General features: G+C 74.2%; 11 protein-coding genes. 9 read left to right on the top strand and 2 right to left on the bottom strand.

The genetic code is table 11. The features are described from left to right. Nucleotides 1-50 precede the first annotated feature (50 nt). The 3 genes from G3I77_RS02495 (at nt 51) to G3I77_RS02485 (ending at nt 6,523) form a co-directional block, all read left to right on the top strand. The gene (locus tag G3I77_RS02495; RefSeq protein ID WP_248500760.1) at nt 51-1,058 is read left to right on the top strand and encodes a MoxR family ATPase; all 1,008 of its coding nucleotides are present in this window, start codon (nt 51-53) and stop codon (nt 1,056-1,058) included. After that, a complete protein-coding gene (locus G3I77_RS02490) occupies nt 1,048-5,316 on the top strand; it encodes an SAV_2336 N-terminal domain-related protein (protein ID WP_248500759.1) in 4,269 nt (1,422 codons plus the stop codon). The genes G3I77_RS02495 and G3I77_RS02490 overlap by 11 nt, the downstream gene beginning before the upstream one ends. Nucleotides 5,317-5,485: 169 nt before the next feature. Beyond that, nucleotides 5,486-6,523, top strand: coding sequence for a rod shape-determining protein (locus tag G3I77_RS02485; RefSeq protein WP_248500758.1), 1,038 nt, complete (start codon nt 5,486-5,488; stop codon nt 6,521-6,523). Nucleotides 6,524-6,537: 14 nt separating this feature from the next. Here G3I77_RS02485 and G3I77_RS02480 read toward each other — a convergent pair whose 3' ends face one another. Both G3I77_RS02480 and G3I77_RS02475 read right to left on the bottom strand, forming a co-directional pair. After that, nucleotides 6,538-7,491, bottom strand: a complete 954-nt coding sequence (locus G3I77_RS02480; protein WP_248500757.1) for an anti-sigma factor RsbA family regulatory protein — start codon at nt 7,489-7,491, stop codon at nt 6,538-6,540. Continuing rightward, nucleotides 7,488-7,844, bottom strand: coding sequence for an STAS domain-containing protein (locus G3I77_RS02475; RefSeq protein ID WP_248500756.1), 357 nt, complete (start codon nt 7,842-7,844; stop codon nt 7,488-7,490). The genes G3I77_RS02480 and G3I77_RS02475 overlap by 4 nt, the downstream gene beginning before the upstream one ends. A 186-nt stretch (nt 7,845-8,030) precedes the next feature. Between G3I77_RS02475 and G3I77_RS02470 the strand changes: the two genes are divergently transcribed. From G3I77_RS02470 to G3I77_RS02440, 6 genes are all read left to right on the top strand, one after another. After that, nucleotides 8,031-8,729: an ANTAR domain-containing protein gene (locus G3I77_RS02470; RefSeq protein WP_248500755.1), complete on the top strand. Its 699-nt coding sequence runs from the start codon at nt 8,031-8,033 to the stop codon at nt 8,727-8,729. 159 nt (nt 8,730-8,888) lie between these two features. Further along, nucleotides 8,889-9,131: a DUF6411 family protein gene (locus G3I77_RS02465; RefSeq protein WP_184846013.1), complete on the top strand. Its 243-nt coding sequence runs from the start codon at nt 8,889-8,891 to the stop codon at nt 9,129-9,131. 69 nt (nt 9,132-9,200) lie between these two features. Then, complete coding sequence (locus G3I77_RS02460) at nt 9,201-10,166, top strand: YihY/virulence factor BrkB family protein (protein WP_248500754.1); 966 nt, start codon at nt 9,201-9,203, stop codon at nt 10,164-10,166. 104 nt (nt 10,167-10,270) lie between these two features. Further along, nucleotides 10,271-12,112, top strand: a complete 1,842-nt coding sequence (gene uppS, locus G3I77_RS02455) for a polyprenyl diphosphate synthase (RefSeq protein WP_308311353.1) — start codon at nt 10,271-10,273, stop codon at nt 12,110-12,112. 486 nt (nt 12,113-12,598) lie between these two features. Then, nucleotides 12,599-13,294, top strand: a complete 696-nt coding sequence (locus tag G3I77_RS02445; protein WP_308311352.1) for a response regulator transcription factor — start codon at nt 12,599-12,601, stop codon at nt 13,292-13,294. Next, nucleotides 13,291-14,400, top strand: a complete 1,110-nt coding sequence (locus G3I77_RS02440) for a sensor histidine kinase (protein ID WP_248500752.1) — start codon at nt 13,291-13,293, stop codon at nt 14,398-14,400. Before G3I77_RS02445 ends, G3I77_RS02440 begins: the two co-directional genes overlap by 4 nt. Nucleotides 14,401-14,475 lie beyond the last annotated feature (75 nt).

Below are 14,475 nucleotides of genomic sequence, written 5' to 3'. Positions count from 1 at the left end.
ACGCGCCTGAGAGACACCCGCACGAAAACGGAGAGCGGAGACCACTCCCCATGCCGCACTGGTCCGTCTACACCGGCCGCAACGAGCCGCACGACGGCATCGACGACCTGCCCGCCCCGCCGCCCTGGCGTGCCTTCGACGGCGGGCCCGCCCTGCCGCCGCCGCACGACGGTGACGACGTGACGGCCGTCTCCCCCGACCGTGTGCACCGGGCGAAGTCGTATGTCGCCACCGAGGAGAGCGTCCGGCTCGTCAACGCCGCGCTGTGCCTGCGCCGCCCCCTGCTCGTCACCGGCCCGCCCGGCACCGGCAAGTCGTCCCTCGCCTACGCGGTGGCGCGTGAGCTGCGGCTCGGCCCGGTGCTGCGCTGGAACATCACCAGCCGCAGTTCGCTGGCCGACGGCCTCTACCAGTACGACCCGCTGTCCCGGCTGTACGCGGCCCGGGAGGGGCAGGACAAGCCGGGCGGTGTCGAGGACCACCTGCGCCTCGGCCCGCTCGGCACGGCCCTGCTGCCCTACGGCCGGCCCCGCGCGCTGCTCGTCGACGAGATCGACAAGAGCGACCTCGACCTGCCGAACGACCTGCTGAACGTCCTGGAGGAGGGCCAGTACGAGATCCCCGAACTGGTCCGTGCCGCCCGGCACTCCGGCGACGGCGCGGCCGAGGTCCTCGCCGACGGGACGGACACCCCGGTCACCGTGCGGCGCGGCCGGGTCCGCTGCCGCGCCTTTCCGTTCGTCGTGCTGACCAGCAACGGGGAGCGTGAGTTCCCGCCGGCCTTCCTGCGCCGCTGCGTCCGGCTGAAGCTGCGCCGCCCCGGCCGGGACCAGCTCACCCGCATCGTCCGGGCCCACCTCGACACACCGAGCGGCGACGCGGACCGCCTGATCAACCGCTTCCTGGAGCGGGCCTCCGGCGGCGAACTGGCCACCGACCAGCTGCTGAACGCCCTCTACCTCACGGGAGTGGCGGGCCTGGACGCCGAGTCCCGCGACGACCTCGCCGAGCAGCTGATGCCGTACCTCAGTGCGACGGCCGACGGCGATGGCTTCTGAGGGTCCCGAGCCGTCCCCGGTCGGCCGGCTGGCGGCGGCACTGTCGGCGGCCGGCGCTGCGCCGACACCGCGGGAGATCGCCGAACTGCTGTGGGTGGCAGGCCAGTTGGAGCCGCCGACCGGGGAGCCCGAGAGCGGCCGGCCGATCGTTCCCGAAGCTCCCGCCACCGGCGCGGAGGCTCCCGGCCCCGAGGAGCCGGCCCCCGCCGCCCCCGTACCGCCGCCCACCGCCGAGCCTCCTGACCGGGCCGCCCCCGACCGAGTCCCCCTCCGTCTCCCCACCCCACGGTCCCCGGACCGCCCGCACCACCACCCCGGCGGCGGATCACCCCTCCTCGCGCCCGCGCCGCCGATGCTGCCCCATCCCCTCGCGCTGCAGCGCGCCCTGCGTCCGCTGCAGCGCAAGGTGCCCTCCCCGCATCTGCGCCTGCTGGACGAGCGCGCGACGGCCGACCGGATCGCCCGGCTCGGCGCCCACCCGGACGTGTGGTTCCCCGTGCTGCGCCCGGCACCCGACCGCTGGCTGCGCCTGAACCTCGTGCACGACACCGGCCCCACCATGCCGGTCTGGCACCCCCTGGTGAGCGAACTGCACACGGCGCTCGCCCAGTCGGGCATCTTCCGCACGGTCACCCTGCACCCGGCCACGCCCGACGGCCGGGCCCGCCATGTCCCCGTCCTCGACGACGGCCGCACGGTCACCCTCGTCGTCAGCGACTGCATGGGACCGCAGTGGCGCCCGGGCGAGGCGGGCGACCGCTGGTACCGCACCCTGCGGCACTGGGCCCACCACATGCCGCTCGCCGTGGTCCAGCCCCTCCCCGAACACCTGTGGTCCACCACGGCGTTGCCCGCCGAGCCCGGCCTGCTGACGTCACCGGCCACCGCGGCCCCCACGGCGACCCTCGCGTTCACCCCGTACGACGCGTCACCGCCCCCGGAGGGGGCCGTCCCGCTGCCGGTCCTGGAACCGGGCGCCCCCTGGCTCGCGCACTGGGCGACCCTGCTCGCCGACCCGGGCGGTGCCCGGACACCCGGCGCGGTGGCCTGGCTGCCGCCCGTTCCCGCGCCCCCCGCCGAGCCCACCCCCGACATCACCACCTCCTCCCCCGAGGACCTGGTCCTGCGCTTTCGCGCCACCGCCTCCCCGGAGGCCTTCCGCCTCGCCGGGCACCTCGCGCTGGCGGTCCCCTCGGTCCCGGTGATGCGCCTCGTCCAGCGGACCCTGGAACGCGACCCACGCCCCCAGCACCTGGCCGAGGTGATCCTCAGCGGCATGCTCACCTCCGCCCCCGGCCCGCCCGGCTCCTACGAGTTCCGGCCCGGCGTACGGGAGTTGCTGCTGCGCTCCCTCCCCCGCACGGCCCGCGGCCGGACACGGGAGTTCCTCGAACAGGTCGGGGGCCTGATCGACGAGCGCGCGGGGCTCGCGGCCGGGGAGTTCCGGGCCGAGACGGACGGCGGCCGGGGCGAGGCGGGCCCGGCGTTCGCGACGGTCAGCGAGGAGACCGTGCGGCGGCTGGGCGGGGAGGTGCTGTTCGCGGGGCGGTACCGGCTGACCGGGCGGCGCGACTGGGAAGGGCGCGTGTCCCGGGCCGTGGACGTCCGCACCGACCGGCAGGTGATCGTGCGCCGGTACCGTGAGCAGCCCGCCCCGCAGGAACGGTTCCTGAGCCAGGCGCGGGCGCTGGCCGGGATCGACGATCCGCATGTGGTGAAGGTGCTCGACTTCGGGGTGGAGGGCGACGCGCCCTACCTGGTGACGGAGTTCGTGGACGGCCTGACGGTCTCCGAAGTGCTCTCGGGCATCACCTTCCCGGCCTTCGCCCGCCTGGTGTGCCAGGGCATGGCAGGGATGGAGGCCCTGCACGCGCGCGGCCTGGTGCGCGGGGAGCGCGGGCCGGCCGGTCTGCTGCTGCGCCCCGACGGCACGGTGCTGCTCAGCCGCATCACCCTGGGCGAGGAGTCCCGGGACAAGGCCCCCGAGGCGGACGTCGCGGAGTTCCGGTGGCTGCTCAAGCAGTTGGCCGCCGGCGCCCAGGTGCCCGCCGAGCACCGGGAACTGCTCGATCTGATCGACCGGCACGAACTGCCCGAAGCCGCCGCCTACGCCGCCCGCCTGCCCGCCGAGTGGCCACCGCCGCGCTCCTTCACCCTGCTCGGTCCCCTGCGCATCAGCGCGGGCACGGAGCCCGTGGAACCGCCCTCCCCGAAGGCCCAGGCGCTGCTGTGCATGCTGCTCCTCCGGCACGGCGTGCGCGTGCCCCACTCCGAACTGGCCCGCGGGCTGTGGGAGGAACCCCTGCCGGAGAGCGAGGCCGCCCAGCGCCTCGACGCCCTGGCGGCGGAGGTCCGGCAGGTACTGCCGGACGGCGGCCTCGTCGCCCTCTCCCACTCGTACGCCCTGCACGTACCCGACGTGTACGTCGACGTGCTGCACTGCGAGCGGCTCCTCGCGGGTGACCCCGCCGACCCCCGGCGCGCCCTCGGCCTCTGGTACGGCGACCCCCTCGACGGCGTCCCGGGCCCCGCCGCCGCGGCCACCCGGGACCGGCTGCGCGCCCTCAGGGCGGATCTGCGGTCCGGGCCGGAGGCCTCCGCCCCCACGATCCTCTTCGAGGCCGACGACCTCACCGGCCACCCCGAGGCCCGCATCACCCTCGAGTACGCGGTGCACGAGATGCTCTCCCGCGGCGCGCTCGCCCCCCACCGGTTCGACGTACGCGTCCGCGGCAGCGGCTACGAGGTCCACACCGAACCCGGCACCTACCTCCTCCCCGTCCTGGTCGCCGTGCTGCGCGGCCTGCCCGAGGTCCTCACCGGGCTCGTGGACCCGCCGCCCCTGACCGTCACGTTCTGGGACCGGCCCGCGCCGCCCCCCGAGCCACCGCCCGTGCCCGCCGACATCCAGGTGATCGTCTCCCCGGCCGTCTACGAGCAGTTCGCCGCCAGCTCGGCCGCCCAGGGCCCCCAGCGCTTCCAGCCCCTCTACCAGGACGGCGCCACGGACACCCCGCCCGTCGCCTGGTACTGCCCGCTGTCTCCCGCCACGACCCCCGAACCCGAGGCCCGTGACCTGGTGCAGGGCCCCTTCATCACACGCGACCTGCGCCGGCTCGGCATACCGGCACCGGGCCGCACGGCCGTCGTCCACACCCGGCCCGACGGCCCGCTGATCCTCCTCAACCCCGCCCGGCCGCACGGCGAGGGGACGCCGCGGCTCGTGACGTACTACGAGGTGGACCTGACCACGCACCAGGCCCACCACCGGGTCTCCCTGCCGAGTTCCGGCAAGGCCGCCTTCGCCGCCGCGGTCGAGCTGTCCTGGCACGTGGAGGACCCGGTCGCCTTCGTGCGTGCCGACGTCGGCCGGGTGTCCGAGCCGCTGCTCGGTCATCTGCTGGAGGAGGCCGCCCGTATCACCCGCCGGCATCCGCTGCGCCGGGCCGGTGCCGCCCAGCGCGCGGTCAACGCCGGGCTGCGCCACTGGCCGGTGCCCGGGCTGTCGGTGACGGCGTCGGTGCAGCTCGGCCCCGAGGGGGCGGCCCTGCCCGGACCACAGGGGACCGCTCCCGCGCAGCGCCCGCTGCCGCGGCTCCTCGGCGAGGCCGAGACCGTGCTGCTCGGCTTCGACGGCCCGATGGCCCGCCTGTTCTCGGCGAGCACCGCACGCGAGGCCGTGCGCGACCTGCTCGCCCTCGTCGACGAGCACCGCGACCCGCGGCACGCCCTGCCCGGCGCGGTGCGGGAGACGTTCGCCCATCCGCTGGACGTGCTCCGGGCGTTCGCGCAGGACCCGCTCGGGCCGCTGCTGCGGGAGCGTCTGGACGAGCTCGAACTCCTGGCGGTGCCGCACGCGCCGGCGACGCACAACTCCGCGCCCCTGATTCGTACCCTGCATGCCTCCGGCCGCCGCGTCGGTGTGATCACGGACGTCTGCGCCGAGGCCGTACCCCGCTATCTGCGGCCCTACGGAAACCTGCCCCTGGCCGGCGTCCACGGACGCGCCGAGGACCTCTCTCTGCTCACCCCGCACCCGGACTGCATGCTGCGTGCACTGGAGGCCTGTGACGGGTCCGCAGCGACGGGCCTGGTGATCGGTTCCACGGTCGCCGAGCTCGCCGCCGCCCAGCGGGCCGGGCTGCGCTTCGTCGGCCTCGCCCGGAACACCACCACCGACCGGCAGCTGCGCGAGGCCGGCTGCGAGACCACCGTGACCTCCCTCGCGCCCCTGCTGGAGGCCGCGCACTCCCTGTGACGGAACGTCGAACCCCCCGTTCGGCGGCACCCCGCCCGGCCCCCCACGAAAGGCGCCCCGGCCCGCTCCCGCGCACGATGCGAAGGAGGCCCGCCACCCGGCGGACCCACGTCTGCGAGGCCCGCCACCTGGCGGCCCCCCACGGTCTGTGCTCTCGGGAGGACCTGCCATGACCGCCAGTCTGGAGCAGCTGCGCCGCTGCCATTTCGCCGTCGACCTGGGGGCGGCCCGCACACGCGTCTACGTCAAGGGCGCCGGGCTCGTCGTCGACCAACCGTCCGCCGCCGCCGTGAACACCCGTACCGGCGCGCTGATCGCGGTCGGCGAGCTCGCCGAGAAGATGACCGGCCGCACCCCGCACTACATCCGGGTGGTACGGCCGGTCTCCGGCGGCACCGTCGTCGACATCGAGATGGCGCAGCGCATGCTGCGGCACCTGCTCGGCGACAAGATGCGCCGCAGTCTGCGCCGCAAGCCGATCCTGCGCGCCGCGGCCTGCATCCCGCACGACGCCGACCCGCTGGCCCAGCGTGCCGCGATCGAGACCCTCGTCGGCCTGGGGGTGCGCCGCGTGGAACTGGTCGACACGCTCATCGCCGCGGCCGTCGGCTGCGGGCTGCCCGTGGAGCAGCCCGAAGCCACGATGATCATGGTGTGCGGTGCGGCGGCCACGCAGGTGGCCGTGCTGTCCCTCGGCTCGATCGTCACCGCCGAGCGCATGGCGGTGGGCGGCGAGGCCGTCGATCACGCGATCGTGCAGCACCTGCGCCACGAGCACGAGCTGATGCTGCCGAGCCAGTCGGTCCGGCCGTTGCAGCTGGCCCTGTCCGGCAACGGCCTCACCGCGCAGGGCCCGGCCTCCACGGAGATCCACGGCCGGGACGTCGCCACGGGCCTGGCCCGCTCCGTCCAGGTCGACACCGCGGCCGTACGGGACGCCATCCAGGCGCCGCTCACCGCGATCCTCGACGGCATCGGCAAGGTGCTGCGGGACTGCCCGCCCGACCTGGTCGCCGACCTCGCCGACCGCGGGATCATGATGGTCGGCGGCAGTGCCCTGCTGCCGGGCCTGGACCAGATGCTGCGGCAGGCGACCGGCATGCCGGTGCACATCGCCGAGCGCCCGGACGTGTGTGCCGTGCAGGGTCTCGGGGCGATGCTGGAGGGCAGGATCGCGCCGCTGGCGCTGGACCCGCTGGGCACCTGAGCGTCAGGCGCCGGTCAGCAGGCGAACCAGCAGCGCACGGTCGTCCCGCTGTCGCCGCGGTGCACCCGCACCAGGTCGGCGATCAGGTTGACCAGCAGGATCCCGCGCCCGCCGCGCTGCTCGCGGGGCACGGGCCGGCGTCCGGCCAGGAGGTCCGCGAGGTGCCCCTCGTCGCGGACCTCGCACACCACGTAGCCGTCCTCGGCCCACACCCGCAGCACGCCCGAACCGCCGCCGTGCACCACGCTGTTGGTGGTGAGCTCGGCCGTGGCGAGGGCCATGTCGTCCAGCTTCACGCCGACGAGGCCGAGCCGCGCGCCCTCCCCGACGGCCACGTGCCGGGCGTGGGAGAGCGAGTCGGAGTGGAAGGCGAACGTCAACGCCTCCCGCACGGGCGGCAGCGGCTCGTTGTAGCGGACGACGACGTCCTCGGGGGCGTACGCGTCGCTGTCCTGCTCCGCCCGGGAGCCGGGGTGGAGGACGGTGGGGTGGGTCGCGTACGCGTCGGCGACGATGTGCTCGGGCAGCCGCGCGACGTCGTACGGGCACATGATCGTCGCCGTACGGCCCCGGAAGGCGGCGTTGATGAGCGCCTCGTGCTGGGCGCAGGCCGGGTACTCGGTCTCGGAGCGGCCCGCCCAGACGGGCTCGCCGATGATCCGCACCCGGCGGCCGGGGGGCTGGGCGTCGGCGAAGGCGCGCAGCACGCCGGGGATGATCCGCCCGGGGTTGCGTCCGGCCTCGCGCATGTCGAGGAGCCGCACGGCGTCGGCGGCGTCCCCCAGCGCGTCCCTGATCAGGGCGAGGTTCTTGCCGGGCACGGCGACGGCGACCGGCTCGCCGGCGTCCAGGCCGGCGTGCACGAAGGGCAGGGTGCCGTCGAGGTACTCCTGCTCGTCCCGGTAGAAGAGCGCGGGGTGGGCGAAGGGGTCGAGGGGTCCGAAGGGCTCGGTGACGGCGGCGGTCATGACGTCGACACCTCGATTCCCGGCTGGCCCGGCCACAGCAGGTCCAGCGTGCGCCGCAGCGCGGGCGGCGGCCGGCGCACCACGAACCGCCGGCCGTCCCGGAGCTGCCCTGCGGCGGCCGCGAGCGCACCGGCGCCCGCGACGTCGACGAACGTCACGCCGGACAGCTCGAGGTAGTACACGTCCTCGTCCTCGCGAACAGCCCGTTCCAGTACGCCTTCCCAGATCGCACGTGTCGTCAGGCCGACTTCTCCCGCCGCCCTCACGCCCTGCTGACCGGCCAGCGGGAACACCGCAAGGCCCGGCACGGGGCCGCGGGGGCCGGTCGCCGACAGGTGATGCCGAGTGTTCAAGCCCCTCTCCCCACGCTTGTGGACCACTGGCGCTCGTACCCGTACGGGAGAAGCTCATTCCCCCGAAACGTGTGTAGTACGCCGTACGGCGGGCAGGCGCACCTCACACCGACGTCCACGGGGGTGAGTGACGTCGTGCAGTCCGGCGAGACGAACAGGACCGACGAGGACCGACAAGGCGGTGACATGACCTCAGCGGCATCACCACATCTCACAGGAGGGCTGGACACCCTGGTCATCTGTGGCCGCGTCGACGCGGACCGCGCCGAGTTCACTCCGCGGGGTGAGCTCGTCCACGGCTGTGCGGAAATCCTGGCCAGAACCCTGGCCGGCCTGCCGGCCACCGTCACCCGGGTCGATCTGGACATGGCGGGCGTGCACTTCATGGACACGGCCGGTCTGCGGTTCCTGGAGGTGCTGGCCGACCACGGCCGGCAGCAGTACGTGACGGTGACGACGACGAACTGGAACGGCCAGCCGCGCCGGATCCTGGAGCTGGCTGGCCTGGACACGACCGACCCGCTGACCGGCCTGGACATCACGGGCCCGGTTCCCGACGTGCCGCCGGCCGCCCCCGCCTCCTCGGCGGTCGCCCTGGAACGGGCCGAGTGCCTGCACGTCCTCCAGGAGGAGGTCGAGCAGCTCCGCCAGGCCATCGCCTCCCGCCCCGTCATCGACCAGGCTCGGGGCATCCTCATGGCCACGCACGGCTGCACGTCCTACGAGGCGTGGCACATCCTGCGGGAGACGTCCCAGCTGTCGAACACGAAGCTGCGGGATGTCGCGGCGGCGGTGACGGCGAGTGCGGAAGCGGACGGCCCGCCGCCGTCGGCCGAGCTGCGCACGGCGCTCCAGCGGGCTGTCGAGAGGCGCCGCCGGCTCTGAGGAGCCCGGGGCGTCCGGTTGTCTGCCGGAGGCCCCGCTCCCCGTCCCGGGCGGAGGGCGAAAGAGACGGAACCCGGGGCACCGGCACCGAGAAGGCCACATGGATGGAGGGGACGCGACGGGGCACCCGTATCTCCCGACCAGTCAAGGGAGTTACTTGTGATCATCGCCGTCGTCATCGCCGGGTGCGTGCTCCTGGCCGTGCTCGCCTTCCTCGTCCCCCGCCTCTCGCACCACCCCGAGCGCGGTACCCAGCGTTCGCTCGGCGCCGGCGCCCGGGCCGGCAGCAAGGCCCCCGGCGTCCTGGGCAGGCTCTTCAGTAAGCCCTTCCACTCGAGTTCCCGCGCGGTGAGCCGCAGCGGTTCGGCCGGCCGCCGCACCCGGGGCCGCATGCCCTTCTGACCCGCCACGCGGCCGTGCCGCCCGGCATGCTGGTCCGGTACGCAGGGCAGGCAGAAGGAGACCTTCTCGATGGGCACCGCAGTGCACGTCCCGCAGACGCGGGACATGATCGGGGAGGAACTCTCCGGAGACGAGGCGTTCACCGCGCTGCGGCGCTACGGTGGCCGCCGGCTGTTCCTCGACGCGTTCACCCGGTTCCGCTACGCGGACGGCTTCAGCAGCTCCCGCTCCCTGGCCTTCCAGGTGGTCCTGGGCATGGTGCCGTTCACCATCGCCCTGGTCGGCGTGGCCACCACCGTGCACACGGAGAGCGTGGGGCGGATCATCGAACTCACCCTCGGCCGGATCGTGCCCGGCGCCAGCGCGAAGCTGATCGAGGACGCTCTCGACAGCACCGAGCGCAGCGCCGGTTCCGGCGTGTGGGGCGCCGTCGCCATGTGGCTGGGCCTGGCCTTCGCGGTGCTCAACCTGACCTCGGCGATGGCCCAGGTCGAACGCGGCGCCAACCGCATCTACGGCATCGAGCGCGACCGGCCCTTCCTGGCCAAGTACGGCCGTTCCCTGCTCCTCGCCCTCGGCGCGGGCATGCCGATGGTGCTGGGGTTCCTCGTGCTCGTGGCCGGTGACGCCGTCGGCAGCGCGGTGGTGCAGGCCCTCGGCTGGTCCCGCACCTGGCTCGACTGGTGGAGCGCGCTCGACGTGCCGATCGGCGTGCTGCTCGCGTGGGTCGCCTCGTCGGTGATCTTCCGCTGGGCGCCGCGCCGGGACCAACCGGGCTACACCTGGCTGGCGTTCGGCTCCGCGGTCCATCTGGTGCTGTGGATCACGGCCACCTGGCTGCTGGCCCTCTACGTCGCCGAGAGCGGCTCCTTCGGCGCCGTCTACGGGCCGCTGACGGCCTTCGTCGCCCTGCTGCTGTGGGCCAACCTGACCGGGGTGGCCCTGTTCCTCGGCATCGCGTTCGCCGCTCAGCTCGAGGCGGCCCGGGCCGGCATCACCGAGGCCGTACGGCCCGATCCGGGACCGGGGCCGTGACGTACCCGGCACCGGCGGGGACGCGCGAGCGGGCCGGGGCGGATCGCTGACGCGTACCCAGGCCCTGTGATCACCGCGCTGAACCAGGACGTATCGTCCTCGGTGTGAGCGATGTGCCCCCCGCGACCACAGCACCGGCAGAGCGAGAAGCGGCCTCCGGATCCCCCGGACCAGCCGGACGCCCGGTGACCGGCGACGATCCGGCCCTGCGGGCGGCCTACCGACTGTGCCGGCGCCGGACGAAGGACCAGGACCCGGCGGAGTACGCGCTGATCCAGCTGGTGCCCGCGGCCCTGCGCCCGGCGCTCCACGCCCTGTGGGCGGCCGCCAACGCCCTCGACGACTTGGGCGACGACCGCACCGCACCCGCCGCCGAGCGGGCCGCCCGGGTCGCGGCCTGGATCGCCGCCCTGCACCGCGAACTGCCCACCGGAGCAAGCCCGGACCCGGTCCGTCACGCCCTGGTGGACACCGCGAACCGCTGGCGCCTGGACCTGTCCGAGCTGCGGGACGCCATGACCCAGGTCCAGGACGACACCCGCGGCAGGCACTTCGCCGACTGGGCGCAGTGGCGCACCTGGGGCCGGGACAACCTCCTGCCCTGGTTCGGCCTGGTCCGCACGGTCTTCGACCGGGCCGGCGTCCCCGTGGCACTGCGTCTGGACACCCGGGAGACCTACGAGGAGTTCCTCGACGGCGTCCGGCTCACCGACATCCTCACCGACCTGGCCGCCGACCTCGCCCAGGGCGACCTCCTCCTGCCCGCCGAGGCCCTCGACCTCCACCCCGGGTCGGCGGCCGACCTGGCGCAGCGCCGCTGGAGCCCCGCCGTCGCCGCCCTGATCGCGCATCTGACCGGCCTGGCCCGCCAGTGGGTGACCCAGGAGGCCCTCACCCGCGGCATGCACCCCGGTCCCGCCACGGTCCTGCACACGATGGCCGCCCTGCTGCACGCCCAGCTCGACGCCGTCGACGCGGCCGGCCCGGCCCTGCTGAACTCCCCGCCCCGGCCGGCGCTCCGCACCCGGGCCCGCGTCCTCGCCCCCGCCCGGGCCCGCGCGGCCCTGGCCTGGAGCCTGACCCCGCTGACGGTGCCGCCGCCGCACCACCCCGGCAGCCCCGGGCCACCGGCACCCGCCCGGCCGGCGCCCACCAGCACCTTCCGGCGTCCGCCGCCCCACCCGAGCGGCGAGCAGCCCCCCGCGATCCCGCCCGGCCGGCTGCCCGCCCACGTCGCCGTGATCATGGACGGCAACGGCCGCTGGGCCCAGCAGCGCGGCCTGCCCCGGCACGAGGGCCACCGCGCCGGTGCCGGCGCCGTCCGCGAGGTGGTCCACGGCGCCCTGGACATCGGCCTGCGCCACCTGACGCTCTACACCTTCTCCACGGAGAACTGGCACCGCGACCCGGAGGAGGTCGACGCGATCCTCGGCCTGCTGCGCGGCGAACTGGCCGAGGACCCCTTCCGCGACCTGGACGTCCGGCTGCGCTGGCACGGCCGCGCCGGCCGCCTGCCACCCGACCTGGCCGACCTTCTCCATCTGCGGGAGCGCACCACCCGCGCCCGCACCGGCCTGACGCTGACGATGTGCATCGACTACGGCGGCCGGGACGAACTCACCCGCACGGCCGCCGCCCTGGCCGGCCGGGCGCGGGCCGGCCATCTGGATCCCGCCCTCATCGCCGAGGACGACTTCGCACGGCACCTGCCCCTGGCGGACATGCCGGACGTGGACCTGCTCTGGCGGACCGGCGGCGAACAGCGCGTCTCCAACTTCCTGCCCTGGCACACGGCCTACGCCGAGCTGCACTTCACCCCGGGCCTGTGGCCCGACACCGACCGCCGCGACCTCTGGCAGGCGCTCACCACCTACACCCACCGCCAGCGCCACCACGGCGCGACCCCGGCCGCAGCGGCTCAACTCACCCCGGGCGTCACCAAGTGACACTCGGGCCGTCGCCTCCGGGGGCCGTCGGCGACGGTGGCCGTGACCAGTGTGCTTGGCCAGGACTGAAACGAGGGGACGGGGTCGGGATCTCGCGGCCGGTGCCGCTTCGGATCGCTCTCATCGAATGCGCATGGCCGCTGACACCGCCTTGGCTCGGGGCGGGGCCCACGTGGACCGCGTACATGCCGAAGACGGCCAGGCCGCGGGCCAGGTCCAGCCCGATCAGCCGGCCCACGCCCGGCGCGCCCATCAAGGGCTCACCGCGCTCGCGTGCAGGGGACGGTGCGTCAGCCGGTGGGGAGTCCGCATGCTGTGTCATGCCCCTCAGGCTGGAGACCGGGTCGATCATGGACTATCCGGCAGAAGGCTGTGCTGTCCCTGCCGACTGGTGGGAGCCACCCCGCCGTGTGGCTGGAGCTGCCGCTCGTCGGGCCGCCGGGGCTCTGTATGGCTCTAGGGTCGAGGCGGCATGGGTTGGACGGCGTGGATGAAGATGAGGCGGAGCGCGTGATCCGGGTAGTGGTGGTGGACGACGAGGCACTGGTCCGCTCGGGCTTCGAACTCATTCTGGGCACGTCCGAGGACATCGAGGTCGTCGCGACGGCGCGCGGGGGCGATGCCGTCGAGACCGTCCGCCGGGAGCGGCCGGACGTGGTGCTGCTGGACATCCGGATGCCGGACGTCGACGGGCTGACCGTCCTGCGCGAGTTGCGGACGACGCCGGACGCTCCGGTGGTGGCGATGCTGACGACGTTCGACGCCGACGAGTACATCCTGACCGCGTTGCACTGCGGTGCGGCCGGTTTCCTGCTCAAGGACACCGAGCCGGAGCAGCTCGTTCAGCTGGTGCGCACCCTGGCCGCGGGCGGTGTGGTGCTGTCCCCCAAGGCGTCGCGGACGCTGCTGCACAGCCACCCCGGCACCGGTACGGCCGTCGATGAGGAGGCGGCCCGGGTCCGGCTGCTCACCGCCCGCGAGCGCGATGTGCTCGTGCTGGTGGCGGAGGGGCTGTCGAACGCCGACATCGGGGCGCGCCTCCACCTGGGCGCCGGCACGGTGAAGGACCATGTCAGCGCGATCCTCACGAAACTGCGGGTGACGAGCCGGGTGCAGGCCGCGCTGCTGGCGCAGCGGGCCGGGTTGCTCGACGAGCGTCCGTGGTCGGAGGCGGGACGATGAGCCGTGCACGCGCTGTGTGGAAACGTGTTCCCGCTCCGGTCGTCGACATCGTCCTGGTGACTGTGGCGGCCGTGGACGTATGGCTGAACATGTGGGACCACACGCTCCTCGGTGTCGCGCTGGCCGCGGTGGGCTGCGCCGCGTTGGTCTTCCGGCGCAGGTTCCCGCTCGGCGTGTTCCTGCTCACCCTGCCCATCGCGCTGATGCAGGATGTCGCCGTCGCTGTGCTCGTGGCGCTGTTCACTCTGGCCGAACACTCCCGCAACCGCCGTCTCCTCGCGGTGTGCGTCGCCCTGTCCGCCATCGCGAGCAGCACGCCGTGGCCCCTGGCCGAGGTCGACCGGACCATGACGCTGGTCTTCTTCGTGTACGGCCTGGCGACCGCTGCCGCCCCTGTTCTCTTCGGACAACTGCTCCAGGCGCAACGGGACTTGGCGCGGCGGCTGGCCGAGATCGAGGAGGCCAGGGAGCACGAGCGGGCCCTGCACGCGCAGGCCGTACTGGCCCGCGAACGCGCCCAACTGGCCCGCGAGATGCACGACGTCGTCTCCCATCAGGTCAGCCTGATCGCCGTACGGGCCGGAGCCCTGCAAGTCGCCACCAAGGACGCGGACGCCAAAGAGGCCGCCCGCACGATCCGTTCGCTGAGCGTCACCACGCTCGACGAACTGCGCACCATGGTCACGCTACTGCGCGCCTCCGGCGGCGACGCCACGGAGCTGACGCCTCAGCCCACCCTGGCCGACCTGCACAAGCTGGTGGAATCAAGCGGCATTCACGCGGAGTTGACGGGTGAGCTGCCGCCCACCGTGGGCACACCCTCGCAACGGGCCCTCTACCGCACGGTCCAGGAGGCGTTGACCAACGTCCGTAAGCACGCCCCCGGCGCCACGGGCTGCGTCGAGCTGTGGCAGGACGGCGACGACGTCGGAGTGACCGTCACCAACACCCCGCCCACGCGTCCCTCCCTGGCCCTGCCCGGTTCCCAGCAGGGCCTGATCGGTCTGCGGGAACGGGCCGAGATCCTGCACGGCACCCTGGAGTCGGGCCCGACCGCGGAGGGCGGGTACCGGGTACGGCTGCGGATTCCGCTCAGCGCGGAGTGACCGCCCCCTCATACTGTTCCGTCGGCCTGCGGCTCACGAGATCCACTCGGGGGCCGCGGTCGGCCTTTCACGGTT

Source organism: Streptomyces sp. D2-8, from assembly GCF_023184515.1.
Lineage (GTDB): Bacteria > Actinomycetota > Actinomycetes > Streptomycetales > Streptomycetaceae > Streptomyces.
Note: the sequence above shows the minus strand (reverse complement) of the source record. Positions and strands in the feature narration are given on the sequence as shown.